We start from the raw sequence: 26,005 nt of genomic DNA, 5'->3' as shown, positions 1-26,005 counted from the left end.
GCCTCTCCAGTCCGTCTGAGTTTACCCGCTCCCGCCGCAGCGATTTGGGTTCGGCCGGGCATTTTCATCAGGAGGACCTTGCACATGACCGATGAACCGCGCGCGGCTCCCGCCGTCGGGACTTCCGATCCGGCGCAAGGCACGGTGATCCGAATTGCCAAGGCCGAGGAAGGTACGTCGAAGGGCGAATTCTGGGCGGTGCTGCGCGCCGTCGTCTTCCTCGTCGCCGGTATCCTTCTGCTCGGTTACATCATCGGCTGACGCGCCCGCTGGGGCAAAGCCATCCCGCGCGCGGCCCTGCCGGAGAATCGCAACCACCCGATCCCTTTGCGGAAAGGGCCGATAGGCTGTAAATTACTCCCATGGACCGTCGCCAATTTCTCTCCGGGGTCGCGGCGCTCGCCGCTCCCGTCGCATCCGCTCGTGCGCAGGGGGGCGGTGCCGCCGCCCGCACCATGGTCGCCTCGTCGGAGGCGATGCGCCGCCTGGCGGAGCGCCTCGCACGCATCGAAGAGGATGGGCTCGATCCGCGCTGGTACGGGCTGACGCCGCAAAGCCTGCAGGACCCCGCGACCATCGCGCGCAGCACGGGTCTCGTATTGACCGATCTGGTGCAGGGGCGGGTCGCGTCGATCCCCGGCCGGATGGATCTGCTACGGGAAAACAACGCCGCCGCGCTCAACAACTGGATGCAGGAGGTCGCGACCTCCGCCGAGCCGGCCGAGGTGCTCGACCGCGCCTCCGCGCCGACGCCCGAGCTCGCCACGCTGAAGGCCGGGCTGGCCGCGGCGCGGGCGAGGGCCGTCACGGGCTGGCCGGGCTTCCCGACGGGCGGCCGCGTGCTGGAGCCCGGCGCGACCGACGAGGTGCGCGTCAATGCGCTTCGTGCCCGCCTCGTCGTGACCGACCCCGAGCTGGCCGCCAATCCCGGCACCGGGCCGGTCTATGACGAGGTTCTCCAGGCCGCGGTGCGCCGCTTCCAGGCCGCCGTGGGGACGGAGGCGGATGCGCGTGTCGGTGCGACGTCCATGACGGCGCTGAACCGATCGCCGCAGTCCATCGTCAACCAGATCCGCGTCGCGATGGACATGCGCCGCGGCGCGCCCGCCCGCCCGCGCGACCGCCGCGTCGAGGTGAACATCCCCGACTACCGCCTCAAGGTCTTCGATGAAGGCCGCGTTATCATGGACATGGCGGTCGTGGTCGGCGGCGTCGTGCGCCAGACGCCGATGATCCAGGCGCGGCTGACGGCCGTGCAGTTCAACCCGCCCTGGGGCGTGCCCGCCCGCAACGCCAAGGAAGACGTGCTGCCGCGCCTGCGCCGCGACCCCTCGGCCGTGGCCGCGAAGGGTTTCCGCATCTTCCAGCGCGTCGATGGCGAGGTCGTCGAGGTCGATCCGACGACGGTCGACTGGCGCGCGGTGAATCCCGATCGCTTCCCCTATATCATTCGCCAGGATGCGGGCGATTCCAGCGCACTGGGCCGGCTGAAGTTCATCATGCCGAATGGTGACGACATTTACATGCACGACACTCCCGATCGGCACTATTTCCGTCTCGCGGATCGCGCCCGCTCTTCGGGTTGCATCCGCCTCGACAGGCCGATGGATTTCCTCATGCTCCTCCTCGATGGCATGCCCGGTTGGGACCGGGCGCGCGCCGAACGCACCGTTGCAGGACGTGTCACCTCGGTGAACGCAGTCCGGCGGCAGCTACCGGTGCGGCTGCACTACAACACCGTCACGGTGGACGGCGCGGAGATGCGCATCCGCCAGGACATCTACGGGCTCGATGCCGCCTATGCCCGCGCGATGGACGCGCGAACGCGCACGACGGGCGTTCCCATGGCCGCGGCGGCCTTGTGAGCATGCGTCTCTTCCAGCATTCCTGCCCGGCCTGCGACGGCCTCGACGACACCCTCGCCTGCAAGGGCCGCCGCGGCGCGCTGGGCGCGATCGTCGGTCTTGGCTTCGCGGCCCTCGCACCCGAGGCTCTCGCGCAGCGCCTGGGCAATAGCGCGGCGCGAAGCATCTCGATCCATCGGGCGCAGACCGGCGAATCCTTCGATGGCGTCTATTGGCGTGATGGCCGCTACGACCGCGAGGCGCTGCAGAAGCTCGACTGGGTGTTGCGCGATCCGCGCATGACCGAGGCGACGCCCATGGATCCGCGCCTCTTCGACGTGCTGCACCGGGTGCGCTCGAGCCTCGAGACGACCGAGTCCTGGGAGGTCATCAGCGGCTATCGCGCGCCCGAGACCAATGCGGCCCGCGCGCGGGAATCCCGGCGGGTGAGCCGGGCCTCGCTGCACATGTCGGGCATGGCCTGCGACTGCCGCCTGCCGGGGCGCAACTCGCTCGGCATCGCGCGCCTGGCCGCCGACATGCAGACCGGCGGCGTGGGCCTCTATCGCCGCGACGGCTTCGTGCACCTGGACTGCGGCCCCTCCCGCCGCTGGTGACGTAAGGGGGGGTAAAGCCCCCCCTGGCGGCCTACTCGGCCCGGATATTGGACCGCTGGATCACCTCGGCCCAACGGGCCCGGTCGCGCTGGATGACGGACCGGAACTCGTCCGGCCCGGTCAGCGTGATCTCCATCGCGTTCTCGTTCATCTTCCGCTGGAAATCCGGATCGGCGGCGACGCGGCGCAGCGCGGCGGTCCAGCGATCGAGCGCCGGCGCGGGCATGTTCGCCGGCCCCATGATGCCGAACCAGGAGGACATCTCGAAGCCGGGCACGGTCGCGCCGACCAGGGGCAGCGGTAGCAGCGGCGAGGGGCGCGGCGCGCCATAGGCCACCGCGCGCAGCCCGCCGTCGCGGATCTGGCCCAGGAATTCGGGCATATTGCCGAACATGAGATCCACGCGGCCGGCGGTCATCTCGACGATGGCGGGCGCGCCCCCGCGGAAGGGCACGTGCAGCAGGTTCACCCCGGCCATCCGCTCGAAGAGCGCGGCGGCCAGATGCTGGGACGAGCCATTGCCGGTGGAGGCGTAGCTGATGCGCCCCGGCTCGGCACGGGCGAGGGCGACCAGCGAGGCCACGTCCTGGAACCGCGCCTGCGGGCCGGTGACGAGGATGTTGTAGACATTGGCCACCATGGCGATGGGCGAGAGCTCGCGATCCACGTCCACCGGCATGCGCGTGCCGGGCATGACGGGCATCACGGTCAGATTGGCCATGGTCGTCAGCAGCACGGTGTTGCCGTCGGGCGCCGCGCGGGCGACGAATTCGGCGGCGATCAGCCCGCCGGCGCCGGTGCGGTTCTCGACCACGACGCGCTGGTTGAGGACGGGGCCGAGCTTATCGGCCAGCAGGCGCGTCAGGATGTCGCAGGTGCCGCCGGCCGCGAAGCCGCAAAGGAAGCGGACATCCTGCGCGCGGCCGGATTGCGGCGCCAGGGCGAGGAGGGCGGCCAGGGCGGCCCCCATGAGGCGTGATGTCATCTCCCGTGATCCTTTCTTGTTGTTGGTTCAGGTGTAGCCGGGCCTTCGGGCCGCAGCCGAAAACCGGCCGGCCGAGCGCGGATGTCCACGATCTTCAAGACTTGTCGCTCCCCTTTGAGCGGAGGCTGCGGCATGCGGTAGGGGCTGGCAAGCGGGAGAATCCCAAGCCACTATCGCAGCGCAGCAGGAGCGCCCGCATGGCCGAGAACAGCCTCGATCTTCCCCTCATGGATTCGATTCAGCGCTGGCAGGGCATCTCGGCGCCCAATTCCGCGGCGCGGTACGGGCTGAAGGATCTCGAAGGGCTGATCGCGGCGCTGGCTAAGCTGCGGGGCGAACTCGTCTTCGAGGACGAGCCCGCGAGCTTCGAGGCCGCGCTCACAGCCTGCAAGGAGCCGCAGGCATGAGCCCGGACGCCCTCGCCGAGCTCTCCATGACCGAGGCCGCCGACGCCTTCGCGCGCGGCGACGTGACGGCCGCCGCTTTGCTGGATGCGACCTTCGATCGGTTGGAGCGGCACGGTGCGAAGGTGAACGCCGTGATCCGCCTGGACCGCGAGGAGGCGCGCACCGCGGCCGCGGGGATGGACCTGGCGCGCAAATCCGGCGCGAAGCCGGGGCCGCTCGCCGGCGTGCCGATGATGCACAAGGACATGTACTATCGCGAAGGCAAGGTCAGCACCTGCGGCAGCAAGATCCGCCGCAACTTCCTGCCGGCCGTGACCTCGACGGTGCTCAGGCGGCTCGACGCGGCCGGCGCCGTGGATGCGGGCACGCTGAACATGGCGGAGTTCGCGCAGAACCCGACCGGCCACAACGCCCATTTCGGCGATGCCATGAATCCGTGGGACGCGGCGCATTGCACGGGCGGCTCCTCCTCCGGCTCGGGCGCCATCGTGGGCGCACGGATCGTGACGGCGGCACTGGGCTCGGACACGGGCGGCTCGATCCGCCTGCCGGCGAGCATGTGCGGCGTGACCGGCCTCAAGCCGACGCAGACGCGGGTGCCGCGCACGGGCGTCATGCCGCTCTCCTTCTCGGCCGATAATGTCGGGCCGCTCTGCCGGACGGCGCGCGATGCGGCGCGCTTCCTCGGCGTCGTCGCCGGCGTCTGCCCGGGCGATCCGACCAGCTCGAAGGAGCCCGTCGGCGATTACGAGGCCGCGCTCACCGGCGATATCCGCGGCCTGCGCGTGGCCGTCTGCGAGCCCTGGTTCTTCGACGACATCGACGCCTCCGTCCTCAAGGGCTTCCAGGCGGCGATGGAGGTGCTCAAGGGCCTCGGCGCGACGGTCGAGGCGGTGAATCCGCAATCGCTCTTCGCCATCAACACCTATACGGCGCTGGTCTCGCGCGTGGAGGGCGCCACCATCCACCAGCAATGGATGCGCGAATGCCCCGGCGACTATGCCGTCCATCTCTCCGCGCGCCTCTATGGCGGCAACGCCATCCCGGCCACGGCCTATCTGGAGGCGCTCTCGCGTCGCGGCCCGCTGCTGCGCCGTTTCTGCGACGAGGCGCTGGGGCGCTTCGACGTCGTCGCCACGCCCACCTTGCGAAGCCGCGTGCCCACGCGCGCCGAAACCGATATCGACGCCGATCCCGGCAACTGGGACCGCTTCATGGACGTCTCGCGCAACACGCGGCCCTTCAACTATCTGGGCCTGCCCACCATCAGCATCCCCGTGGGCTTCGACGACCGCGGCGTGCCGCTGGGCCTGCAGCTGGCGGCGCGGCCCTTCGCCGAGGCGCGCGTCCTGCAGGTCGCGGACGCCTTCCAGCGCGAAACCGACTGGCACAAGCGGACGCCCTTCTGATGAGCCGGCCCGCCATCGGCCTGATCTGCCGGCCGCCGCGCCTGGCCCGGTTGCGGCTGGAGGGGGTGATCGGCGCGGATCGCGCCTTCGCCCTGGCCCAGGCCTTCCTGGCGGACAGCGTGGCGCTCGGCCAGGAGGTCGCGCGGCGCGTGGCGGGGGATCTTACCGTCTTCCACTCGCCCGCCGACACCGGCGCCGAGATGGCGGAGCTGCTTCCGGGGGTGGCCCTGCATTCGCAGGCGGCGGCCGAGATCGACCTTCGCCGGGAGCGCGCGGCGGCGCATCTCTTCGCGCGCGGCGCGGGGCAGGTCGTGCTGATTGGCCTCGACGCGCCGACGCTGCCGCCGGCGATGATCGAACTGCTCTTCGACGCCCTGCGCTCGGGCGCTGATGCGGGATGCATCCCCACGCTCGACGGCGGCTACTGCGCGATCGGCTATGCCAGGCCGCTGCCCGGCCTGACGCGTGGGATACCGATGAATCCGGAGCTGCTTTCGGCCACGCGCGCCAAGGCCAAGGCGGAAGGGTTGAACTTCCTTCAGCTGCAATTCTGGCACGACGTCGACGACGCCTCGGATCTGAAGCTGCTGCGGATGACCCTGGATGGGGCGGCGCCCCCCAACTGCTCGCCGCTGCCGCCCTTCGCCGCGCATGCGACGCGGGCCGTGCTGGGGTAACGAGGGGCGGGCTTCGCCCCTCGTCCATTCGTCTCCTTATAAGGAGGCGTGCAGCCAGCGCGCCATCGCCGTCACGCGCGCATCCTGGTGCATCTGGCCGACCAGCTGCACGCCGAAGGGCATGCCGTCCACGGCCAGCACCGGCAACGTGACGCAGGGCGTGCCCATGGCCGAGGTCGCTGCATTGCAGGCGACATCGCCCGTAGGGCGCGGGTTGCGGGCGGCATCGGGGGCGGTCGGATCCCAGACCGGCGCGATGCCGGGCGAGGCGGGCGCGATCAGCGCATCCACCAGCGGCGCCACGCGTGCCATCGCCGCGCGCATCTCCTCGCGCACCGCCAGGGCCGCGCGGTAATCCTGCACCGACAGCGCCTCGGAGATCCGCAGGCGGGCCACGGCGCGCGCGCTCATGCCGCCCGGATGGGTCTCCTCCAGGTTCAGCAGGCCCCAGCGGTTCTCGAAGCCCACCACGGCATTGGTCACCGCCTTGCCCTGGGCGGCGATGCGCTCCAGCGCCTCGATCCAGGGGTGGTCGGCCCGCCGCAGCACCGGCACGCCGAGCTTGCGGATGCGCTCCAACAACGCCTCGAAGGCCTCACGCTCGCTGTCGCGCATCTGGCCCCAGCCCTCGGTTTCCAGCACCGCCAGGCGCTCGGGGCGCACCGGCTGCGGCGGCGTCATCGGCCCCATCAGCCCGAGCATGCCGGGGTCGCCGCCCGTGCGCGAGGCGATCTCGATGCCGACCTGCCACATGTCCTCGTAGCTATTGGCATGGACGCCGGCCGTGCTCTGGCTGGAACCCTGCCGCTCGCCGCGATGGATGCCACCCTGCGTCGGCTTCAGCGCGATGTTTCCACAGAAGGCCGCGGGCCGGATGATGGAGCCGCCCACCTGCGTGCCGATTGCCGCCGGCACCATGCCCGCGGCGACGGCGGCCGCCGTGCCCGAGGAGGAGCCGCCCGGCGTGCGCGTCGCATCCCAGGGGTTCGTGGTGGGGCCCGGCTCGCTCTGGCCGAGCTCGGTCGTGACGGTCTTGCCGAGGATGATCGTGCCCGCCTGCTTCAGCGCCTGGATCATCGCGGAATCGCGGCGCGGGAAGTTCCCGGCATAGGCGGCGCAGCCCATCTGCGTCGGGAAATCCTTCGTCTCGATGAGGTCCTTGATGCCGATGGGCATGCCGTCGATGGGCGAGAGCGGGCGGCCCGCCTTCCAGCGCGCCGCGCTCGCATCCGCATGGCTGCGGGCGAAGGCGCCGTCCTGCACGACGAAGGCACGGACGGTCGGCTCCTTCTCCGCGATGGTCTCCAGGCAGCGCTCCAGATAGGCGCGCGGCGTGTCGCGCTCCTCGGCGAAGGCGGGGACCGCATCGTGCCAGGTGAGGCCCTGGAAGGTATGGGGGTCGTAGGTCATCAGTGAATCTCCGGCTCCGGCGAAGGGCCGGCCCGCTCGAGGAAGTCCATGTCGCAACCAGTATCGGCCTGACGCACGGAACGTTGATACAGCCCGGTCCAGCCGCGCTCCTGCGGGGCCTTGCGCGGCTGCCAGGCGGCGCGGCGCGCGGCGAGCTCGGCCTCGTCCACCAGCAGGTCGATGCGCCGGCCTGGCACGTCGAGGCTGATGAGATCCCCGTCGCGCACGAGGGCGAGCGGCCCGCCCAGGGCGGATTCCGGGGCGACATGCAGCACGCAGGTGCCGTAGCTTGTGCCCGACATGCGCGCGTCCGAGACGCGCACCATGTCGCGCACGCCCTCCTTCAGCAGCTTCTTCGGGATGGGCATCATGCCCCATTCGGGGAAGCCCGGCGCGCCGATCGGGCCGCCGGAGCGCAGCACCAGCACGCTGTCCTTCGTGACCGGCAGGTCGGGGTCGTCGAGCCGGGCGTCGAGATCCTCATAATCCTCGAAGACCACGGCGGGGCCGGTATGGACCAGCTTCTCCGGGCTCGCCGCGCTGTGCTTGATGACCGCGCCATCGGGCGCGAGCGTGCCGCGCAGGATGGCCACGCCGCCCTCGGGCTGGAGCGGATTGTCCAGCGTGCGGATGATGTCGGTGTCGTAGGTCTCGGCCCCCTCGATCTGCGCGCCCATGGTGCCGTTCACCGTCACGGCGTCGAGCTCCAGATGCGGCGCCAGCGTGGCCAGGAAGGCCTTGCTGCCGCCCGCATAGAAGAAGTCCTCCATGAGGTAGGTGTCGCCGTTCGGCCGCAGGTTCGCGATGAGGGGCACGCGCGCGCTGATCTTGTCGAAGCGCTCCAGATCCATCTCGATGCCCGCGCGCCGCGCCATGGCGATTAGATGGGGGATGGCATTGGTCGAGCCGCCGAAGGCCATGGTCGCGGCGACGGCGTTGTCGAAGCTGCGCTGGTCCAGCAGCTTTTCGATGGTGAGGTCCTCCCACACCATGCCGACGATGCGCGAGCCAGCGCCCGAGGCCATGCGCGAATGCCCGGAATCCACCGCGGGGATGCTGGCCGCGCCGGGGAGTGTCAGCCCCATCGCCTCGGCGGCCAGCGCCATGGTGCTCGCCGTGCCTGCCGTCATGCAGGTGCCGGCGGAGCGCGACAGGCCCGCCTCCATGTCGTTCCAGTCCTGCTGGCTGATCGTACCCGCGCGCAGCTCCGCGTAGTACTTCCAGACGTCGCTGCCCGAGCCGAGCTTCTTGTTGCGCCAATTGCCACGCAGCATGGGGCCGGCGGGGACGTAGATCGTCGGGATGCCCATGGAGATGGCGCCCATGATCAGGCCGGGGCCCGTCTTGTCGCAGCCGCCCATCAGCACGAGGCCGTCGATGGGAAGCGAGCGCGCCAGCTCCTCCGTCTCCATCGAAAGAAAGTTGCGATAGAGCATGGTGGAGGGCTTCTGGAACACCTCCGGCAGCGCCATCGCGGGCAGCTCCATCGGCACGCCACCGGCCTGCCACACGCCGCGCTTCACATCCTGCGCGCGCTCGCGGAAATGGCCGTGGCAATGCATCAGGTCGGACCAGGTGTTGATGATCCCGATCAGCGGCTTGCCGCGGAATTCGGGCGCGTCATAGCCGAGCTGCAGCAGGCGCGAGCGGTGGTTGGCCGAGCGCATGGTCTCCACGCCGAACCAGCGGTGGCTGCGAAGGTCTTCCGGTTTCTTCGTCATGGTCAGCGCGGCGCCATGCGCAGCGCGCCGTCGAGACGGATGGTCTCGCCGTTCAGATAGGCGTTCTCGATGATGGTCATGGCGAGCTTTCCATATTCGTCAGGCTGTCCGAGCCGGTGCGGATTGGGTACGCCCTGCGCCAGCGAGGCCTTCACCGCATCGGGCAGGCGCTGGAGCATGGGCGTGTCGAAGATGCCGGGCGCGATGGTGCAGACGCGGATGCCCCGGCTGGCGAGGTCGCGCGCGGCGACGATGGTCATGCCGACTACGCCGGCCTTGGAGGAGGCATAGGGGATCTGGCCGATCTGTCCCTCATAGCCCGCGACCGAGGCGGTCAGGATGCAGACGCCGCGCTCGCCCTCGATCGCGTCCGTCCGGGCCATCGCGGCGGCGGCCAGGCGCAGGGCGTTGAAGCTGCCGGTGAGGTTCACGCGGATGATCTCGGCGTAATGGGCGAGGCTGCCCGGCGTGCCGTCCTTCTCCAGGATGCGCAGCGCGCCGCCGCGCCCCGCGCAATGCACGAGCACGCGCACCGGGCCCATGGCCTCGGCCTGGGCGACGGCGGCCTGCATCGTCGCTTCGTCGGCCACGTCGGCGATGGCGAAGCCGCCGCCGAGCTCGCGCGCCACCTCGGCGCCGGCAGAGCCCGCCTGGTCCACGATGAGCACCTTCGCACCCGCCGCCGCGAGCCGCTTGGCCGTCGCATAGCCGAGGCCCGAGGCCCCTCCCGTCACGATCGCGACGGCGCCCTTCACGTCCATGTTTTCCTCCTGCGTATTCCAGCGCAAGGCACCATGCGAGGCGGGCCGATGCAACCGGGGGCAGGGGTGTTACAAGCGGCGCGCTACAGATCGACGCGGATATTCGCCGCCCGGATCACCTCGGCCCATTTCGCTTTCTCGCGCGCCAGCCGCGCATCGCCGTCGGCGGGCGTCGAGCCGACATAGTCGAAGCCCAGCTCCGCGAAGCGGGCGGCCACGTCGGGCGCGCGCGCCGCGTTCAGCACCGCCGCGTTCAGGCGATTCACCGGCCCGTCCGGCGTCGCCTTGGGCGCGACGAGCATGGCCCAAGTATAGACGTCGTAGTCGCGCAGCCGCGGGTCGCTCTCGGCCAGGGTGGGCACGTCGGGCAGCTGGGCGATGCGGTTGGCGACCATGGTGCCGAGCGGGCGGACCGCGCCGGTGCGGATATGCGGCGTGGCGCCGGGGACATCGCAGAAGAGCACATCCACCTCGCCCGCCAGCAGCGCGACCAGTGCGGGGCCCGTGCCGCGATAGGCGATGTGGGTCATCTCCACGCCCATCTTCAGCTTGTAGAGCTCGGCCCCCAGGTGGAAGGGCGTGCCATTGCCGGCCGAGCCGTAATTCATCGCGGCACCCCGCTCGCGCGCCATGGCGTGGAAGCCCGCGATGTCGCGCGCGGGGCTGTCGGCGCGCACGATCACGACATAGGGCGAGGTGGAGACGAGGCTCACCACGCGCAGCGTCTCCACCGGGTCGAAGGGCATCGGCTGCTGGGTGAGCGGCGCGGTCAGGAAGGAGATGCTGCCCATCAGCACGGTGTTGCCGTCGGGGCGGGCCTGCACCACGGCGCGCGTGCCGATGGTGGAGCCGGCGCCGGCGCGGTTCTCGATGGTGACGGGCTGGCCGAGGAATTCGCTCATCTTCGGCGAGACGAGCCGCGCGCCGATATCGGGCGTGCCGCCGGGCGCGAAGGGCACGATCATATTGACGGGACGATCGGGCCACTGGGCCTGGGCGAGGGCAGGGGTGGCCAGAATTGCGGCTGGCAGGGCCAGCACATGCCGGCGCGGCATTCGGATCGACATGGTTCATCCTCCTGGGATTTTGGCAGGAGACTAAACCGCATCGGGTGGTTCACGCGAGATGACAGATGCCGATCACGGTGACTAGACTGACCGATACAGGAATTGCCGGCCTCGACGCCGGCGATCAAGGAGAAATCGGGAATATGACCTTGCGACGTCGTGGTCTGCTGGGGGGTGCCGTGTCCGCCCCCGCTCTTCTTCGCGCATCCGAGGCGCTCGCCCAGGGGGTTCAGCCCCGGCGCGGCGGGACCTTGCAGTCCATCCTGACGCCCGAGCCCCCGGTCCTGCAGATCGGCGTGAACAACCAGGGCCCGACCCTGATTGTGGCGCCCAAGATGTTCGAGGGGCTCGTCACCTTCTCGTCCACGCTGGAGCCGATCCCGCTGCTCGCGAAGAGCTGGACGATCAGCCCGGACAACAAGGAGTTCGTCTTCAAGCTCCAGGAAAACGTCACCTGGCATGACGGACAGCCCTTCACGGCCGAGGATGTCATCTTCTCGGTGATGAAATTCCACATGGAGGTGTCGCCCCGCGCGCGCAGCATCTTCTCGCTGATCGAGACCGCCGAGGCGCCCGATCCGCACACCGTGCGCTTCGTGCTGAAGCAGTCCTTCCAGCCCTTCCTGTTGATGTTCGACGCGACGGCCTGCGCCATCGTGGCCAAGCACCTCTTCGACGGCCAGGACTACCGGACCGCGCCGGCCGTGCAGCGGCCGGTAGGTACCGGGCCCTTCCGCTTCGCCGAATGGCAGCGCGGCAACTTCATCCGGCTGGAGCGCAACCCCACCTATTGGCAGGCGGGCAAGCCCTATCTCGACCAGATCATCTACCGCATCGTCCCCGACAGCCAGAGCCGCCGCCTCGCGCTCGAGACGGGGCAGGTGCAGCTCACCGCGGCCAGCGATATCGAGCCCTTCGACGTGCCGGCGATGCGGGCGCGCCCCAATCTCGATGTCTCGACCACGGGCTGGGAGTATTTCTCGCCACTCTCCTGGATCGAGCTGAACCATCGCGTCGCTCCGCTCGGCGATGTGCGCGTGCGTCAGGCCATCAGCCTTGCGATCGACCGCAATTTCATCGCCCAGCGCCTATGGTTCGGCATCGGCAAGCCGGCGACCAATCCCGTCGCCTCGACCACGCGCTTCTTCGACCGCAGCGTGGCCCTGCCGGCGCATAATGTCCGCGAGGCCGCGGCGCTGCTGGATGCGGCCGGCCTGCGGCCCAATGCCCAGGGCGTGCGCTTCACGCTGAAGCACCTCGTCCTGCCCTATGGCGAGGTGTGGTCGCGCCTGGCGGAATATCTGCGCCAGTCGCTGCGGCAGGTCGGCATCGCGCTGGAGCTGGAAAGCACGGATGCCGGAAGCTGGGCGCGGCGCATCGGCAATTGGGAATATGAGACGAGCGTGAACTTCGTCTATCAGTTCGGCGATCCGACGCTGGGCGTGGAGCGCACCTATGTCAGCACCAATATCCAGAAGGTGACCTTCACCAATACGGGCGGTTATTCCAATCCCGAGGTCGACGCGCTCTTCGTCCAGGCGCGCACCGCGGCCACGACGGCGGAACGGCAGACGGCCTTCTCGGCGGTGCAGCGCATCCTGGTGCGCGACGTGCCGCAGGTCTGGCTAATGGAAATGGCCTTCCCGACGATCTCGGACAAGCGGCTTCGCAACGTCATCACCAACGGCCTTGGGGTGCATGACAATTTCGACGACGTCTTCCTCGCGAGCTGATCCGCCGCGTCGAACGTCTTCCTTTGAACGATGTGCCCGGCCGGCGGCCTGCCCGCCGCCGGCGCCGCCCTTGCGGAGTGCGTAGACATGTCCCCGATCCGCTGCCCGATCCTCGTCTGATCGATGGATCCCTCCCGTCTTCCCGGGTTCCTCGCCGGCCGGCTGGTCAAGGCCTTCCTCATCATCATCGCCATCGTGATCTGTAATTTCCTGCTGATCCACGCCGCGCCGGGCGATCCGGCGAGCGTCATCGCCGGCCAGTCGGGTGCCGCAGATGAGCGCTTCCTCGCGCAGCTGCGCGAGCAGTTCGGGCTCGACCAGCCGCTGCATGTGCAGCTCTGGCTCTACCTGAAGGGCGTGCTGATGCTCGACCTCGGCTTCAGCCATCGCCAGCAGCAACCGGTCTGGACGCTCATCGCCGAGCGACTTCCCGCGACCCTGCTGCTGACCGGCGCGGCCTTCGCCTTCGCCGTCTCCGGCGGGGTGGCCCTGGGCGCGCTCGCCGCGCAGCGCGTCGGCACCTGGTGGGACAGCATCATCACCGTGCTGGCGCTCACCTTCTACGCCACGCCGCTCTTCTGGGTGGGGCTGATGCTGGTGCTGGTCTTCTCGGTCTGGCTGGAGTGGCTGCCGAGCTTCGGCATGAGCAGCGTGGGCGTGGAGATGCACGGCCTGGAGGTCTATTGGGATGTGGCGCGGCATTTGCTGCTGCCGGCGCTGACGCTCGGCCTCTTCTACCTCGCGGTCTACGCGCGCCTTACCCGCGCGACGATGCTCGAGGTGGCCGACCAGGACTTCGTGAAGACCGCGCGCGCCAAGGGCGTGCCCGAGGGCCGCGTGACCCGGTCCCATATCCTGCGCAACGCTTTGCTGCCGGTCATCACCTTCGCCGGCATCCAGGCGGGCCAGCTCATCGGCGGCTCCATCCTGGTGGAGACGGTCTTCGCCTGGCCGGGCATCGGACGCCTGGCCTTCGAGGCGCTGCTGGCGCGCGACTATCCCGTGCTCATGGGCGTCTTCTTCTGCACGAGCGTGATCGTGGTGCTCTTCAATCTGGCGACGGACCTGCTCTACGCGGTCATCGATCCGCGCGTGGAGGTCGGCTGATGCGCGAATTCTGGCGGCGCTACCGGCGCAACAAGGGCGCGGTGGTGGGGCTGATCCTGCTGCTCCTGGTCTTCGCGATGGCGGCCAGCGCGCCGCTCATCTTCCCCGACAGCCCCTGGGACATGGTGGCCGCCCCCTTCATGCCGCCGGGCGAGATGGGCATGCTGCTCGGCAGCGACAGCCTGGGGCGCGACGTGGCGGCCGGCATCGCCCATGGCGCGCGCATCTCGCTGATGGTGGGCGCGGTCTCCACCGTCTGCGCGCTCTTCGTCGGCGTCTCGCTGGGCGCGATCGCGGGCTATCTGGGTGGGATGGCGGATGACGCGGTGATGCGCTTCACCGAATTCTTCCAGACCATCCCGAGCTTCGTTCTCGCGATCCTGCTGGTCGCGATCTTCACGCCCTCGATCACGAGCGTGGTCGCGGCCATCGCCGTCGTCTCCTGGCCGCCGGTGGCGCGGGTGGTGCGCGCGGAGTTCCTCTCCCTGCGCGGGCGCGAATTCGTCCAGGCGGCGGAGGTGCTCGGCAAATCGCGGCTCGCGATCGTGGTGGGCGACATCCTGCCCAATGCGCTCTCGCCGATCATCGTGCTGGCCTCGCTGATGGTGGCCTCGGCGATCCTGCTGGAGAGCGCGCTCTCGTTCCTGGGCCTCGGCGATCCGAACCTGATGACCTGGGGCTTCCTGATCGGCTCGGGGCGCAGCGTGATCCGCCTCGCCTGGTGGATGAGCGTCTTTCCCGGCATCGCGATCTTCGTGACGGTGCTTTCGCTGAACCTGGTGGGCGAGGGGCTGTCGGACGCGCTCAATCCACGCCTGGCCCGCCAGCGGGGAGGCACAGCATGAGCCTCCTGTCCGTCGAGCGGCTGACCGTCGCGCTGCCGCCCGGCGCGGATCGCGCGAATGCCGTGGAGGAGATCACGCTCAGCGTGGATCCCGGCGAGATCCTCTGCGTCGTGGGCGAGAGCGGCTCGGGCAAGTCCATCACCGCCAATGCCGTGATGGGGCTGCTGCCGAAGGGCCTTCCGGTCACCTCCGGCCAGCTGGTCTTCGAGGGGCGCGACCTGCGTGCCACCTCGCCCGAGGCGATGCGCCAGCTGCGCGGCCAGCGCTTGGCGATGATCTTCCAGGAGCCGATGACGGCCCTCAATCCGCTCATGCGCGTGGGCGACCAGATCGCCGAGGCCATGCGCGTCCATGGCGCCGGTGCCAATGCCGACAAGCGCGTGCAGGAGCTGCTGGCCGCGGTGAACCTGCCCGACCCCTCGGCCATCGCCAGAAGCCATCCCTTCCGGCTCTCGGGCGGGCAGCGGCAGCGCGTGATGATCGCCATGGCGCTGGCGCTGGAACCCGCTTTGCTCATCGCCGACGAGCCGACCACCGCGCTCGACGTGACCACGCAGATGCAGATCCTGAAGCTGATCCGCGAGATCCAGTCGCGGCGGGGCACGGGGGTGCTGTTCATCACCCATGACTTCGGGGTGGTGGCCGAGATCGCCGATCGCGTGGCCGTGATGCAGCAGGGGCGCATCGTCGAGCAGGGCAGCGCGGCGGAGGTGCTGAACCGTCCGCAGCATGCCTATACCAAGGCGCTGATCGCCGCCGTGCCGCGTGGCCGCGCCGGCACGATGGCGACCCGGGTGGGCGAGACGGTGCTGGAGGTGAAGGGCATCCGCAAGACCTACCGCCGCGGCGGCTGGTTCGGCAGCGTGAGCATCCCCGCGGTGCAGGCGGCCGACTTCACCCTCGGCAAGGGCGAGACGCTGGGCCTCGTCGGCGAGAGCGGCAGCGGCAAATCCACGCTCGCGCGCTGCGTGGTGAACCTGGTGCAGCCCGAGACAGGCGAGATCCTCTTCCACGGGGCCGACCTGCGTCCGCTCACGCGCGCGCAGCGCAAGCCCTATCGCCAGCGCGTGCAGATGATCTTCCAGGACCCTTACGCCTCGCTGAATCCGCGCCGCATGGTGGGCGAGGCCATTGCCGAAGGGCCCATCACCCACGGGACGCCGCGCGCCGAAGCGCTGGCACGGGCGCGCGATCTGCTGGCGCTGGTGCAGCTCGATCCCGGCGCGATGGGTCGCTACCCGCATGAGTTCTCCGGCGGGCAGCGCCAGCGCATCGGCATCGCCCGCGCGCTTGCGATGCAGCCCGAACTGCTGATCGCGGACGAACCGGTTTCCGCGCTCGACGTCTCGGTGCAGGCCCAGGTGCTGGCGCTCCTGGCCGATCTGCGGGCGCGGCTCGGGCTCACCATGCTCTTCATCACCCACGACCTGCGCGTGGCGGCGCAGATCTGCGACCGGGTGGCGGTGATGCAGCGCGGCTCGATCGTCGAGATGGGGCCGACCGCGCAGATCTTCGGCGCGCCGGCCCATGCCTATACGCGCGAACTGCTCGAAAGCATTCCGGGGCGCGCCTGGACACCGCCCGTCGGATAGCGCCGCGAAACGGGAGAGCGATGACCGGGATCGCACGCGGCCGCGGAGATCGCAGTCGTGCCGCACTGATCGCGCCTGGCCGGCATATCGCGGGCGGAAGCCGCGCGAATTGTCGAAAAGAAAGCTGCCCGAGCCTGGATTTTGGGGATTCGGACTCTGATCCTGGCGACGATGGTTGGAATCGCACATCAAGGAGAAGAAATATTTTCGCCCTTCGGCAGCTTCGCCGGGCATGGCGTGGCTTCGGCACGGGCGCGCCAGCGAATGCCGACAATCTTTTGCTGTCATAGTAAGCATAGCAGATATCCCGTATTTGGCATGAAGCAGCTCTTGGGAATGGATGAGTTCAGATCGAATTCGGAATGTCCGCGATCCGCCGCCGTCGAACACCTTTCCTTCGAAAGCCCTCCTCCTTTCTTCGCGCCGCAGCACGACATGATGGCCCGATGAGGCCATAAGGTCCTGGGATACACCGCTTTTTGGGCCAGGCCTTGGTTGGGCTGGCGCTTGTATGCCCGCCGAATTCAGGAAACAAAGTTCACCACATTGCGGAAATCGCCGTGCGGAAGTTCTTCAGCCCTTATCCCAAATACCTCCATGTCAGACGCATTCTCATCGACAGGATCGAGGGGACCATGCGCCCAGGGGACCAGTTGCCGACCGAGCACGCGCTCTGCGCGGAGTTTTCGGTAAGCCGGGAGACCATTCGCTCCGCTCTCGCGGCGCTGGAGCAGGACGGCATCATTGATCGCACCCGCGGGCGCGGCACCTTCATCGCCCGGATGCCCCGCCGCCGCCCCGAACGGCGCATCACCGGCATGGTCGAGGATTTCTACGACCTCAAGCTCGATACCGATTCCAAGGTCCTGTACGCGGGGCTGGTGCGGCCGCCCGGCGCCCTCGCCGAGCAACTCGGGATCGATCCCGAGCCCTCGCTGTTCCGTCTCACGCGGCTGCGAAACCTGGATCGGCGGCCCTTCTCCTGGCATGACGGCTGGATGCTGCCGGAGATCGGCGAACGCATGGCCTCCATCGACCTGACCAGATTGTCCGTCGAGCATGCATTGCGCGTGACGCTCAAGCTGCCGACCTGGGAGGATCAGCAATCCATCGAGGCCGTGTCCGCCGACATCCAGTCAGCCGAATTGCTGGACGTTCCGATCGGCGCGCCGCTGCTTTGCCTGACGCGGCTCTATCTCCTCGAAGGCGAGAAATTCGCGGTCTATTTCCGGTCGCTCTATCGGTCGGATCGCTATTACTACACGGTCAAGCTGGCGCAGCCGGCAGGCGCCACCGGCCGGGCGTCGCCCCGCAAGCCGAAGGGCGGGCCGTAGCCGGCCGCACGCGTCAGAACCCCAGGCGGGGTCGGAGAGGAGACTGCCTCCATCGGCCCGGCCCGGGCGCTGCGCGCGGTCAGCGATTAGGTGATGAGCGGAGAAGCTGCCGTGCCGCGGCAGCCGCCTCAAGCCCGTCCCAGGCGTAGCGCATCGGCGTCATCCTGGCCGTCGCCCAGGTCTTGTGCTGGTCGGCGTAATGCGGGCTCGCGGGATGGCCCGATGTGCCGTGGAACACCGACCACAGGCTGTTCTCCCAATCGCCCACGTCGAAGGCATAGCGCGACAGCGCGCCATAGGCCGTGCGCGGCCCGGCCGGCGCGATCATGCCGTTGGCCATGACGCAGTCGCCATCGCCCCCCAGCGGCTCGGCCGATGGATCCAGCAGGGAGGCGAGCTCGGGGAAAAGAGCGGAGAGCGGATGCGCGAGCCGGGGCCGATGCACCTCGCCCCAGTTCTCCGGCGCGGGCGTGGCAGCCACCTCGTCGAGCGCGGCCTGGATCAGCCCGTCCCAGCTCTCTCCCTGGAGCAGGCTGGTGTCGTCGGCGCGCAGCAGGGCGGGCAGGGCCCACCACAGCTGCATCAGCGGTGCGACGCCTGGCGAGGGCTGGAGATAGGGATGCGACGCGAGATCCCCCAGTCCGCTCGCCGCCGCGAGCCGCTTCGTCAGCGCGACCCGGAAAGCGATGTAGCGCGAGGCCGTGACGGAATGGGCCGCCATCCGTCCATCCCATCCGCCGATCTCCGCGCGCAGCTTCTCGGCGGCACCCGTGCAGCCCGTCAGCGCCTTCAGCCGCGCCACGAACTCGCCGGCCGGCTGCGAGAGCACGTCGCCATGGATGGTCGCCGAGCCGGCCGGGCTGCGCGTCGCCGGATCGGTCCGGAGCAGCTCGGCCACGCGCCGCGCGCGATAGGGGGGGTGACAGTCGGTGAGCAGGTAGTCCGGATGATCCTCGGCGGCGATGCGGTTATTGGCGGTGACGATGATCCCGCCCGCGGGGTCGTGCAGCACCGGCATCTCCTCATGCGGGATCCAGCCCTGCCATTCGTGCTCGCCGGTCCAGCCGGGCATCGGCAGCCAGCCGCATTCCCGCCCGCGCCGTGGGATGCGCGCGCGCAGCAGCCAGCCGATATGCCCTTTGGTATCGCCGGCCACGAGGTTGTGGTCGATGAGCCCCCAACCGCGCGTGGCCTCGTAGAGCGATGTCACGTCGTCCGCGCGCAGCATGCGCGGCAGGCAGTCGAAGGAGAGATCCGTCTCGGCGAATTGCACGCTCTTCAGCGTGAGCGCGTGGCCGGAGGCGGGGTCGCCCGCGATGACCGGCCCGTGCCGCGTCTCGACGATCTCCACCTCGCGCGGCGCCTCGCCACGGATGGCGACGCTCTCCGTGCGCCGTTGCACCGGTTCCCACATCTCCTGGAACATCGCGTGCTCCGCGCGCTCGTCGAAGCGCTCGACATAGAGGTCGTGGATGTCCGCGAAGCCGTGGGTGACGCAGTAGGCGACCTTTCCGTTATGGGCGAAGTGCGGGAAGCCCGGCACGCCCGGCACGGTGAGTCCGATCACGTCGAATTCGGGACAGGCCAGATGCCCCTGCGCATACATGTTCGGCAGTTCGAGAACCCGATGCGGGTCGCCCGCCAGCAGCGGCCGGCCCGTCGCGCTGAGTTCCGCCGAGACGGCCCAGTTATTGCTGCCGCCGCCGGTCGCGTCGGGTTCGGCCGCCTCCATCAGCGCGGCTACGGCGGCCGCGAGATCGGCCAGGCTTGCCCGCCAGCGATCCGCCTCGCCACCCTGCGGCATCAGCAGGAAGTCCTTGCCGCCGTCGTCGTAGCGCAGGCTGGTCACGGCCTCGCCCACCAGCGGCAGCGCCGCCGCGCGCCACAGCTTGAACCAGACCGAGCCCATCAGCAGCCCCAGCCGGCGCATCACGGCGATGGTGTGCCAGCCCTCCCACGGCTCCGGTGTCGCGCCGAGAAGCTTGTATTCGATCGGCACCGGCGAGCCTGAGGCGAGGAAGGCGTTCACGCCGGCCGCATAGGCCTCGATCATCACCTTGGCTTCGTCGCCGAGCGCGGCCGCATCGCGCCGGCTCGTGGCCTCCACGCCAAGGCGGCGCGACAGCGCATCCGCCCCGAAGGCCGAGGGCCCCAGCCATTCCGCGCTGCGCCCCAGCGCGCGACGGCGGTTCAGCTCCATCTGGAAGAGCCGGTCCTGCGCGTGGCAGAAACCCTGGGCGAAGAAGGCGTCCTTCATTGAGCCGGCGCGGATATGCGCCACGCCCAGATGATCGCGCAGCACCGTCACGGAACCTTCCAGTCCGGGCAAGGTGATCTCGCCCGTGACATCCGGCACCGCACGCCGCGCGGCCTCCCGCCATTCTTCCTGATTCATTCGGATGTTTTCCCCAGCTGCTGGACGCGCGTCGCACATAGGAAATACCCTCTCGGCAACAACGAATAGGGGATGTGCGGACAATGACACCGACAAAGATGACCCGGCGCGGCGCGATGCTGGCCGCCGGCGGCGTCGCGCTTCCCTGGATCGCGCCTCCCGCCAGGGCCGCGGGCAGCGTAAACTTGGTGCTGGAGAGCGAGGCCGTCATCCTCGACCCGCACGCCACCACCGCCGCCATCACGCGCACCTTCGCCTATCACGTCTTCGACATGCTCTTCGCCATGGACGGCCAGGGCATGATCAAGCCGCAGATGGTGGGGGCCTGGGAGAAGAGCGCCGATGGCCTGGTGTGGAATTTCCACCTCCGCGACGGCCTGCTCTGGCACGACGGCGCGCCCGTCACCGCCGCCGATTGCGTCGCGAGCCTGGAGCGCTGGGCGCCGCGCGATTCACAAGGGCGCATGCTCTGGGCCGCCAAGGCCGAGCTCGTCGCGGTGGATGCGAAGAGCTTCCGCCTGACGCTGGCGCGGCCCTTCCCCTTGGTGCTCGACGTGCTGGGCAAGCCCAACGCGCCGCTGCCCGTCATGCTGCCCGAGCGGCTGGCCCGTGTGCCGGTCGAGACGCGCATTCGCGAGATCATCGGCAGCGGTCCATTCAAGTTCCGCGCGGCCGACTGGCGCCCCGGCAACTACATGGTCCTAGAGCGCTTCGAGGGCTATGTGCCGCGCGAGGAGCCCAACGACTTCCTCGCCGGCGGCAAGCGCGTGCATCTGGACACGATCACCCTGCGCGTCATGCCCGACCAGGCGACCGGCGCCACCGCGCTGATGGCCGGCGAGATCGACTATATGCAGTACCTGCCCTTCGACCTGCTGCCGCGCCTGGAGCGCGCGCGGGGCGTGAAGATGCTGGGCCTGGGCGGCATCCACATGTTCCAGGGCAATTTCCGGCTGAACCACGCCGCCGCGCCGATGGACGATCCCGCCATCCGCCGCGTCCTGCTGCACTGCGCCGACCAGACCTCGATATTGACCGCGATCGGCGTGCCTGACCGCTTCCGCGCACCGCCCTGTCCGTCCTTCTTCCTCTGCGACGCGCCCTATGACAGCCGGGGCGGGGCCGAGGCCATGGGCGTGGATGTCGAGGGCGCGAAGCGGATGCTCGCGCAGACCTCCTATCGCGGCCAGAACCTGATCTTCATGACGACGGCCGGAAGCATCAGCCAGACCGCCGCCCAGGTGATGATCCAGAACATGAAGCTCGCCGGCTTCAACGTCGAGGAGCAGCAGATGGACTGGGGGACGGTGCTCGCCCGCCGCGCGCGCCGCGAAGGCTGGCACATGTTCGGCGTCTATTCGAACGGCACGGACATGTTCTCGCCGCTCACGCATTTCTACATCGCCAACACCTGCGCCGATTATCCGGGCTGGGATTGCGACCGCGACGTGGAGAAGCTGCTCGGCGAATTCGCGCTCGCGCCCACGCCCGAGGAGCGCCGCCGCGTCGCCGCCGAGATCCAGACCGCCACCGTGCGGCACGTTCCCACGGTGATGTGGGGCCAGTTCACCATTCCCGCCGGCTATCGCGAGCGTCTGCGCGATCTGCCTCAGGCGGCCTATCCGATGTTCTGGGGAGCAAAAGTTTGAGCACCGATTCCGAACTGCGCGAGCGCGCAGCCCGCGTCATCCCCGGCGGCATGTGGGGCCATCTGGACGCGAGCAAGCTGCCCGAGGGCTACCCGCAATTCTTCTCGCGCGGGGAGGGCGGCCATGTCTGGGACGCGAATGGCCAGCGCTATGTGGACCTCATGTGCAGCTGGGGGCCGATCGTGCTCGGCCACCATGATCCCGCGGTGGACGCCGCCGCGCGCCGCCAGGCCGATCTCGGCGACACGCTGAACGGCCCGGCCCCCGTGCTGGTGGAGCTGGCCGAGCGGCTGGTGGACCGCATCCCGGCCGCCGACTGGGCCATGCTCCAGAAGAACGGCACCGACGCCACCACCGCCTGCGTCACCATCGCCCGCGCCGCGACGGGGCGCGGGACGATCCTGATGGCGCGCGGCTCCTATCACGGCGCCGCCCCCTGGTGCACGCCGGTCCCCACCGGTACCACCGAGGCGGACAAGGCCAACCAGCTGCGCTTCGAGTATAATGACGTGGCCAGCCTGCAGGCCGCGGCCGATGCGGCCGGGGGCGACCTCGCGGCCATCCTGGTGACAGCCTTCAAGCACGACAATGTCGTGGACCAGGAGATGCCGACGCCGGAATTCGCCGCCGCCGCGCGGGCCATCTGCGACCGCAAGGGCGCGGCGCTCATCGTGGACGATGTGCGCGCGGGCTTCCGCATCCATCCGGGCGGCACCTGGGAGACGGTGGGCGTGCGGCCCGACCTCTCGGCCTGGAGCAAGGCCATAGCCAACGGGCACACGCTCGCCGCCGTGACCGGCAAGGACGCCTTGCGCGAGGCGGCCTCGCGCGTCTTTGTCACCGGCTCCTTCTGGTTCTCCTCGGTGGCCATGGCCGCCGCCGTCGCCACGCTCGATGAGCTGGAACGGCGGGACGTGGTCGGCCATATCGCCAGCCTGGGCCAGCGCCTGCGCGACGGGCTCGCCGAGCGCGCGCGCGGCGCCAATGTGGGGCTGCGGCAGTCGGGGCCGGTGGCCATGCCGCTCTTTCTCTTCGACGGCGATGCGGACTTCGCCATGGGCCGCGCCTTTTGCACCGCGACGCTGGCCGAGGGCGCGTTCCTGCACCCGCGTCACAACATGTTCCTCTGCGCGGCTCATACCGAGGCCGATATCGACGCGGTGCTCGCAGCCGCCGAGGCGGGATTCGAGGCCGTGAAGACGCTGCGCTGACCACGGATCCGGCGCGCATCCGCGCCGGATTCCGCACCCATCGCGAAGGAGCCAGGTTCCATGATGCATCGCCGGACGACGCTCGCCGCCCCCCTCCTGCTGACCGCCGCGCGGCCGTCCTTGGCGCAGGACAGCCGCACGCTCACCATCGGCCAGAGCACCAGCCCCTCCTCGATCGATCCGCATTTCTTCAACGGCACGCCGACCAAGGCGCTCTCGGCGCATCTCTTCGACCGCCTCGTCGAACAGACGCCCGATACCAAGCTGGTTCCCGGCCTGGCGCTGTCCTGGCGCACCATCTCGGACACGGTCTGGGAGTTCCGCCTGCGGCCGGGCGTGGTCTTCTCCGACGGCCATCCGCTCACCAGCGACGACGTCGCCTTCACCATCGAGCGCGCGCCAAATGTGCCCAATTCGCCGGGCGGCTTCGGCGGGGTGGTGCGCTCCATCCGGCGCAGCGAGATCGTCGACCCCGCTCGTCATCCGCTTCCACACCGAGGCGCCGGCGCCGAACCTGCCCAACGACCTCTCCAACCTCGCCATCATCTCGCGCCATGCCGGCATGGGCGCGACGACGGAGGACTATAATTCCGGCCGCGCCGCGATCGGCTCGGGCCCCTACAAGCTCATCCGCTTCATCCCCAACGAGCGCTGCGAGATGGAGCGCAACGACGCCTGGTGGGGCCCCAGGCCCGCTTGGGAGCGCGTGACGCTGCGCTTCCTGCCCAATGCGGCGTCGCGCAGCGCGGCCCTGCTCTCGGGCAGCGTGGACATGATCGACGCGCCCTCGCCGAACGACCTGCCGGTCTTCCAGCGCGATCCGCGCTTCTCGGTCGTTTCGCGCGAGAGCACGCGCATGGTCTATATCGCGCTCGACCAGGGGCGCGCCGAGGCCTCCCCCTTCGTCACGGATCACGCGGGGCGCGTGCTGCCGCAAAATCCGCTGCGCGAGCTGAGGGTGCGCCAGGCGCTGTCCCTCGCGGTCAACCGCGCGGCGCTGGCCGAGCGCATCATGCAGGGCACGGCCGTGCCGACCGGCCAGTGGATGCAGCGCGGCGCCTATTCCTACAATCCGGCGATCCCCGTGCCGCCCTTCGATCCGGAGGGCGCGAAGCGGCTGCTCGCCCAGGCCGGGCTGCCGCAGGGCTTTCGGCTGACACTGCATTCGGGCGTGGACGGACGCCCGACCGATCCGCCGACGGCGCAGGCGGTGGCGCAGATGTGGACGCGCATCGGCGTGCAGACGACCGTCGAGACCATGCCCGCCAGCTCCTACAACGCGCGCGGAGCACGGCAGGAATTCTCGGCCGGGATCTGGGCCTGGGGCAGCAATTCGGGCGAGGCGGGCTATGCGCTGGTGAACGTCTTCGGCACGCCCGACCGGACGAGGGGGATCGGGGCCTATAACCGGTCCATGTACTCCAACCCGGCCATCGACCGGATGCGCGAGGAGGCGCTGTCGACGCTGGACGATGCGCGGCGCGAGCAGATGCTGATGCAGGCCATGGCCGCGACGATGGCGGATGTGGCGGTGGTGCCGCTGTACCAGATGGTGAACTTCTGGGTGACGCGGCGGGGCATCGCCTATGAGGCGAGCGGCCATGAGCGCAACATGGCGATGCTGGCGCGCCCCTCGGCCTGACGGCCCCGGAAGGGAAGGTTCCTTCCGCCTTTCAGAAGCGGAACGCCACCGCGAGCGAGCCGTATTGCAGCCCGTTGCCCCTGCGCCGTGAACTCGCGGCTACGGGCCGTATAGGTCGCCGTTAGGCGCGTGCGCTTCCACATCAGCGCGAAGCGAGGTTGAGATCGCCCACCAGCGGCTCGCGCGTCACGTGCGGCCCGTCGCGCCAGGTGTTGCCGTCCAGGAAGATGTTGCGCGCCACGGCACGCCCCTCGACGCCGGCGAAGACGTACCAGCCGAAGCGGTCGTCGCCCGGGTTGAAGAAGGCCGAGCCGGACTGCGCCGGGCGCAGTGCGCGGCGGGCCGAAATCCGCGTTCAGATTGCTGCCGAGGCGCACCATCATTCCGCCGCTGGCATAGTGTAGACGTTGCCCAGGCTCGCATTGAGGCTGGGGACGAAGCCCGTATTGCAGGCCCTCGATGCCGGTCTCATAGTTCCAGCGCCATTGCCCGCGCGAAGATCGCGTTGACGCCGAGCTCGTCCTTGAGCTGGTAGGCCCAGCCATGGGCGATATCGATGTTCATCGCCGGTGCACGCCGTTCTGCGCCTGCCGGCCCCAGGCGCCCGGCCCCACGATGCCCATCTGCAGCTCCATGCTGCCATAGGAGGTCGCGGTATAGGAGGCCAGCGAGATGGAGCCGAACAGGAAGGCCGCATAGGGCCGGTCCTTCGGGTCGGGCGTGGTGCGCATCGTGTCCGACGGGGTGAAGACGTTCTGGCCGAAGGAGATGCCCCAGCGTGGGGTGCCGCCCTCGGGGAAGATCAGGCTGCGCCGGTCCGTCAGGAAGGACAGCCAGCGCGGCGGATCATAGGAGGGCGAGCGCCAGTCGAGCTGAAAGCCGCTCGTGTAGTTCTTGTCGGTTCCCGCGAAGAGGTCGTTATCGACCATGAGGGAGAAGGTGCCCCGCGGATCCGCCGCCTGGTCGACGCGCACGGGCTCCCCGCGCGTCGTCTGGGCGAGGGCCGGGAGAGCCACGACCATGCCCAGAAGCACGATCAGGGCCGCACGCATGCGGAGCACCTCTCCGATCAGGTCGCGGAGGACTTCGCCACGACGGCCTGGGCGCCGGCCAGGGCCTCGCGCAGGGCCTCTTCCTTCGTCTCGTCGAAGGAGCTGCGCAGGATGGTGCCGCCCGTGCCCTCGAGCTCGGCCATCACCTTGTCCGTCGTCATCTTGCGGATCAGCAGGAAGAGCGCGGCATGGCCGGGCCTCCAGGCTCTTGGCCGTCTCCTTCATGAAGTTGTCGTTGATGCCGAGGTCGGTGAGCTTGCCGCCCAGCGCGCCCGAGGCAGCGCCGATCGCGGCCCCGACCAGCGGCATCAGCAGCACGAGGCCGATCAGCGAACCCCACAGCGCGCCCGAGGCCGCGCCGGCCGCGACGGGCTGGAACAGCTGGTTCAGCTTAACCTGGCCGTCGGCGCCCTTCACGGCGACAACGGCATCGCCCAGCTCGATCAGATATTCGCGCTGCAGGCCGAGCACCTTGGTGCGGACTTCCTCGGCCTGGGCTTCGGTGGGGAAGGCGATGACGAGAAGGTCGGACATTGGCGAGTTCCTT

General features: G+C 69.4%; 23 protein-coding genes. 15 read left to right on the top strand and 8 right to left on the bottom strand.

All coding sequences use genetic code 11. The features are described from left to right. Positions 1-84 precede the first annotated feature (84 nt). From ACO057_RS07865 to ACO057_RS07855, 3 genes are all read left to right on the top strand, one after another. Entirely contained in the window at positions 85-261 is a 177-nt protein-coding gene (locus ACO057_RS07865) for a hypothetical protein (protein WP_421990336.1), read from the top strand. A gap of 101 nt (positions 262-362) precedes the next feature. Then, complete coding sequence (locus ACO057_RS07860) at positions 363-1,865, top strand: L,D-transpeptidase family protein (RefSeq protein ID WP_421990334.1); 1,503 nt, start codon at positions 363-365, stop codon at positions 1,863-1,865. Positions 1,866-1,867: 2 nt separating this feature from the next. After that, the gene (locus tag ACO057_RS07855) at positions 1,868-2,461 is read left to right on the top strand and encodes a DUF882 domain-containing protein (RefSeq protein ID WP_421990332.1); all 594 of its coding nucleotides are present in this window, start codon (positions 1,868-1,870) and stop codon (positions 2,459-2,461) included. Positions 2,462-2,492: 31 nt separating this feature from the next. On the opposite strand, the gene ACO057_RS07850 is transcribed toward ACO057_RS07855, so the two are convergent. Next, entirely contained in the window at positions 2,493-3,446 is a 954-nt protein-coding gene (locus ACO057_RS07850) for a Bug family tripartite tricarboxylate transporter substrate binding protein (protein ID WP_421990330.1), read from the bottom strand. A gap of 197 nt (positions 3,447-3,643) precedes the next feature. Between ACO057_RS07850 and ACO057_RS07845 the strand changes: the two genes are divergently transcribed. From ACO057_RS07845 to ACO057_RS07835, 3 genes are read left to right on the top strand one after another with little or no spacing between them, the layout of a single operon-like run. Beyond that, the gene (locus tag ACO057_RS07845) at positions 3,644-3,853 is read left to right on the top strand and encodes a hypothetical protein (protein WP_421990328.1); all 210 of its coding nucleotides are present in this window, start codon (positions 3,644-3,646) and stop codon (positions 3,851-3,853) included. Further along, on the top strand, positions 3,850-5,262 hold the full coding sequence (locus tag ACO057_RS07840) for an amidase (RefSeq protein ID WP_421990326.1): 1,413 nt from the start codon (positions 3,850-3,852) through the stop codon (positions 5,260-5,262). The genes ACO057_RS07845 and ACO057_RS07840 overlap by 4 nt, the downstream gene beginning before the upstream one ends. Beyond that, positions 5,262-5,939: a TIGR04282 family arsenosugar biosynthesis glycosyltransferase gene (locus tag ACO057_RS07835; RefSeq protein WP_421990324.1), complete on the top strand. Its 678-nt coding sequence runs from the start codon at positions 5,262-5,264 to the stop codon at positions 5,937-5,939. Before ACO057_RS07840 ends, ACO057_RS07835 begins: the two co-directional genes overlap by 1 nt. A 36-nt stretch (positions 5,940-5,975) precedes the next feature. On the opposite strand, the gene ACO057_RS07830 is transcribed toward ACO057_RS07835, so the two are convergent. From ACO057_RS07830 to ACO057_RS07815, 4 genes are all read right to left on the bottom strand, one after another. Further along, positions 5,976-7,349: an amidase gene (locus ACO057_RS07830; RefSeq protein ID WP_421990322.1), complete on the bottom strand. Its 1,374-nt coding sequence runs from the start codon at positions 7,347-7,349 to the stop codon at positions 5,976-5,978. Further along, the gene (gene araD / locus ACO057_RS07825) at positions 7,349-9,070 is read right to left on the bottom strand and encodes an L-arabinonate dehydratase (protein WP_421990320.1); all 1,722 of its coding nucleotides are present in this window, start codon (positions 9,068-9,070) and stop codon (positions 7,349-7,351) included. Before araD ends, ACO057_RS07830 begins: the two co-directional genes overlap by 1 nt. 2 nt (positions 9,071-9,072) lie before the next feature. Beyond that, complete coding sequence (locus tag ACO057_RS07820; protein ID WP_421990318.1) at positions 9,073-9,831, bottom strand: SDR family NAD(P)-dependent oxidoreductase; 759 nt, start codon at positions 9,829-9,831, stop codon at positions 9,073-9,075. 83 nt (positions 9,832-9,914) lie between these two features. Continuing rightward, positions 9,915-10,898, bottom strand: coding sequence for a Bug family tripartite tricarboxylate transporter substrate binding protein (locus tag ACO057_RS07815; protein ID WP_421990316.1), 984 nt, complete (start codon positions 10,896-10,898; stop codon positions 9,915-9,917). Positions 10,899-11,041: 143 nt separating this feature from the next. Between ACO057_RS07815 and ACO057_RS07810 the strand changes: the two genes are divergently transcribed. The 5 genes from ACO057_RS07810 to ACO057_RS07790 all read left to right on the top strand — a co-directional run bounded on the left by ACO057_RS07810 (position 11,042) and on the right by ACO057_RS07790 (position 17,509). After that, positions 11,042-12,631: an ABC transporter substrate-binding protein gene (locus ACO057_RS07810; RefSeq protein WP_421990314.1), complete on the top strand. Its 1,590-nt coding sequence runs from the start codon at positions 11,042-11,044 to the stop codon at positions 12,629-12,631. 123 nt (positions 12,632-12,754) lie between these two features. Next, positions 12,755-13,738, top strand: a complete 984-nt coding sequence (locus ACO057_RS07805) for an ABC transporter permease (protein WP_421990312.1) — start codon at positions 12,755-12,757, stop codon at positions 13,736-13,738. After that, positions 13,738-14,583, top strand: coding sequence for an ABC transporter permease (locus ACO057_RS07800; RefSeq protein WP_421990310.1), 846 nt, complete (start codon positions 13,738-13,740; stop codon positions 14,581-14,583). Before ACO057_RS07805 ends, ACO057_RS07800 begins: the two co-directional genes overlap by 1 nt. Further along, positions 14,580-16,175 carry an ABC transporter ATP-binding protein gene (locus ACO057_RS07795; protein WP_421990308.1) on the top strand — a complete coding sequence of 532 codons (1,596 nt, stop codon included), beginning with the start codon at positions 14,580-14,582 and terminating at the stop codon, positions 16,173-16,175. Before ACO057_RS07800 ends, ACO057_RS07795 begins: the two co-directional genes overlap by 4 nt. Before the next feature lie 560 nt (positions 16,176-16,735). Next, the gene (locus ACO057_RS07790) at positions 16,736-17,509 is read left to right on the top strand and encodes a GntR family transcriptional regulator (RefSeq protein WP_421990306.1); all 774 of its coding nucleotides are present in this window, start codon (positions 16,736-16,738) and stop codon (positions 17,507-17,509) included. A gap of 79 nt (positions 17,510-17,588) precedes the next feature. Here ACO057_RS07790 and ACO057_RS07785 read toward each other — a convergent pair whose 3' ends face one another. After that, on the bottom strand, positions 17,589-19,904 hold the full coding sequence (locus ACO057_RS07785) for a penicillin acylase family protein (RefSeq protein ID WP_421990304.1): 2,316 nt from the start codon (positions 19,902-19,904) through the stop codon (positions 17,589-17,591). Between the two features lie 83 nt (positions 19,905-19,987). On the opposite strand from ACO057_RS07785, the gene ACO057_RS07780 reads away from it, so the two are divergent. The 4 genes from ACO057_RS07780 to ACO057_RS07765 are packed head-to-tail and all read left to right on the top strand — an operon-like array spanning position 19,988 to position 24,406. Further along, positions 19,988-21,553, top strand: a complete 1,566-nt coding sequence (locus tag ACO057_RS07780; RefSeq protein WP_421990302.1) for an ABC transporter substrate-binding protein — start codon at positions 19,988-19,990, stop codon at positions 21,551-21,553. Next, positions 21,550-22,764 carry an aminotransferase class III-fold pyridoxal phosphate-dependent enzyme gene (locus tag ACO057_RS07775; RefSeq protein WP_421990300.1) on the top strand — a complete coding sequence of 405 codons (1,215 nt, stop codon included), beginning with the start codon at positions 21,550-21,552 and terminating at the stop codon, positions 22,762-22,764. Before ACO057_RS07780 ends, ACO057_RS07775 begins: the two co-directional genes overlap by 4 nt. A gap of 60 nt (positions 22,765-22,824) precedes the next feature. Beyond that, positions 22,825-23,352: an ABC transporter substrate-binding protein gene (locus ACO057_RS07770; protein WP_421990298.1), complete on the top strand. Its 528-nt coding sequence runs from the start codon at positions 22,825-22,827 to the stop codon at positions 23,350-23,352. Further along, positions 23,246-24,406 (top strand): ABC transporter substrate-binding protein, encoded by a 1,161-nt coding sequence (locus ACO057_RS07765; protein WP_421990618.1) that lies wholly within the window; start codon positions 23,246-23,248, stop codon positions 24,404-24,406. Before ACO057_RS07770 ends, ACO057_RS07765 begins: the two co-directional genes overlap by 107 nt. A 142-nt stretch (positions 24,407-24,548) precedes the next feature. Here ACO057_RS07765 and ACO057_RS07760 read toward each other — a convergent pair whose 3' ends face one another. After that, positions 24,549-24,737, bottom strand: a complete 189-nt coding sequence (locus ACO057_RS07760; protein WP_421990616.1) for a lipid A-modifier LpxR family protein — start codon at positions 24,735-24,737, stop codon at positions 24,549-24,551. A 229-nt stretch (positions 24,738-24,966) separates the two neighbouring features. Continuing rightward, positions 24,967-25,992: a lipid A-modifier LpxR family protein gene (locus tag ACO057_RS07755; RefSeq protein ID WP_421990296.1), complete on the bottom strand. Its 1,026-nt coding sequence runs from the start codon at positions 25,990-25,992 to the stop codon at positions 24,967-24,969. Between the last annotated feature and the right edge of the window lie 13 nt (positions 25,993-26,005).

This window comes from Roseococcus sp. (genome assembly GCF_965227005.1).
Lineage (GTDB): Bacteria > Pseudomonadota > Alphaproteobacteria > Acetobacterales > Acetobacteraceae > Roseococcus.
Note: the sequence above shows the minus strand (reverse complement) of the source record. Positions and strands in the feature narration are given on the sequence as shown.

Bases quoted from the DNA above. Each gene is read 5' to 3' on its own strand.
- ACO057_RS07855 (WP_421990332.1), top strand. From the start codon at position 1,868: ATGCGTCTCTTCCAGCATTCCTGCCCGGCCTGCGACGGCCTCGACGAC.
- ACO057_RS07815 (WP_421990316.1), bottom strand. From the start codon at position 10,898: ATGTCGATCCGAATGCCGCGCCGGCATGTGCTGGCCCTGCCAGCCGCA.
- ACO057_RS07800 (WP_421990310.1), top strand. From the start codon at position 13,738: ATGCGCGAATTCTGGCGGCGCTACCGGCGCAACAAGGGCGCGGTGGTG.
- ACO057_RS07830 (WP_421990322.1), bottom strand. From the start codon at position 7,349: ATGACCTACGACCCCCATACCTTCCAGGGCCTCACCTGGCACGATGCG.
- ACO057_RS07755 (WP_421990296.1), bottom strand. From the start codon at position 25,992: ATGTCCGACCTTCTCGTCATCGCCTTCCCCACCGAAGCCCAGGCCGAG.
- ACO057_RS07820 (WP_421990318.1), bottom strand. From the start codon at position 9,831: ATGGACGTGAAGGGCGCCGTCGCGATCGTGACGGGAGGGGCCTCGGGC.
- ACO057_RS07845 (WP_421990328.1), top strand. From the start codon at position 3,644: ATGGCCGAGAACAGCCTCGATCTTCCCCTCATGGATTCGATTCAGCGC.
- ACO057_RS07865 (WP_421990336.1), top strand. From the start codon at position 85: ATGACCGATGAACCGCGCGCGGCTCCCGCCGTCGGGACTTCCGATCCG.
- ACO057_RS07860 (WP_421990334.1), top strand. From the start codon at position 363: ATGGACCGTCGCCAATTTCTCTCCGGGGTCGCGGCGCTCGCCGCTCCC.
- ACO057_RS07795 (WP_421990308.1), top strand. From the start codon at position 14,580: ATGAGCCTCCTGTCCGTCGAGCGGCTGACCGTCGCGCTGCCGCCCGGC.
- ACO057_RS07780 (WP_421990302.1), top strand. From the start codon at position 19,988: ATGACACCGACAAAGATGACCCGGCGCGGCGCGATGCTGGCCGCCGGC.
- ACO057_RS07835 (WP_421990324.1), top strand. From the start codon at position 5,262: ATGAGCCGGCCCGCCATCGGCCTGATCTGCCGGCCGCCGCGCCTGGCC.
- ACO057_RS07840 (WP_421990326.1), top strand. From the start codon at position 3,850: ATGAGCCCGGACGCCCTCGCCGAGCTCTCCATGACCGAGGCCGCCGAC.
- ACO057_RS07810 (WP_421990314.1), top strand. From the start codon at position 11,042: ATGACCTTGCGACGTCGTGGTCTGCTGGGGGGTGCCGTGTCCGCCCCC.
- ACO057_RS07785 (WP_421990304.1), bottom strand. From the start codon at position 19,904: ATGAATCAGGAAGAATGGCGGGAGGCCGCGCGGCGTGCGGTGCCGGAT.
- ACO057_RS07770 (WP_421990298.1), top strand. From the start codon at position 22,825: ATGATGCATCGCCGGACGACGCTCGCCGCCCCCCTCCTGCTGACCGCC.
- araD (WP_421990320.1), bottom strand. From the start codon at position 9,070: ATGACGAAGAAACCGGAAGACCTTCGCAGCCACCGCTGGTTCGGCGTG.
- ACO057_RS07850 (WP_421990330.1), bottom strand. From the start codon at position 3,446: ATGACATCACGCCTCATGGGGGCCGCCCTGGCCGCCCTCCTCGCCCTG.
- ACO057_RS07805 (WP_421990312.1), top strand. From the start codon at position 12,755: ATGGATCCCTCCCGTCTTCCCGGGTTCCTCGCCGGCCGGCTGGTCAAG.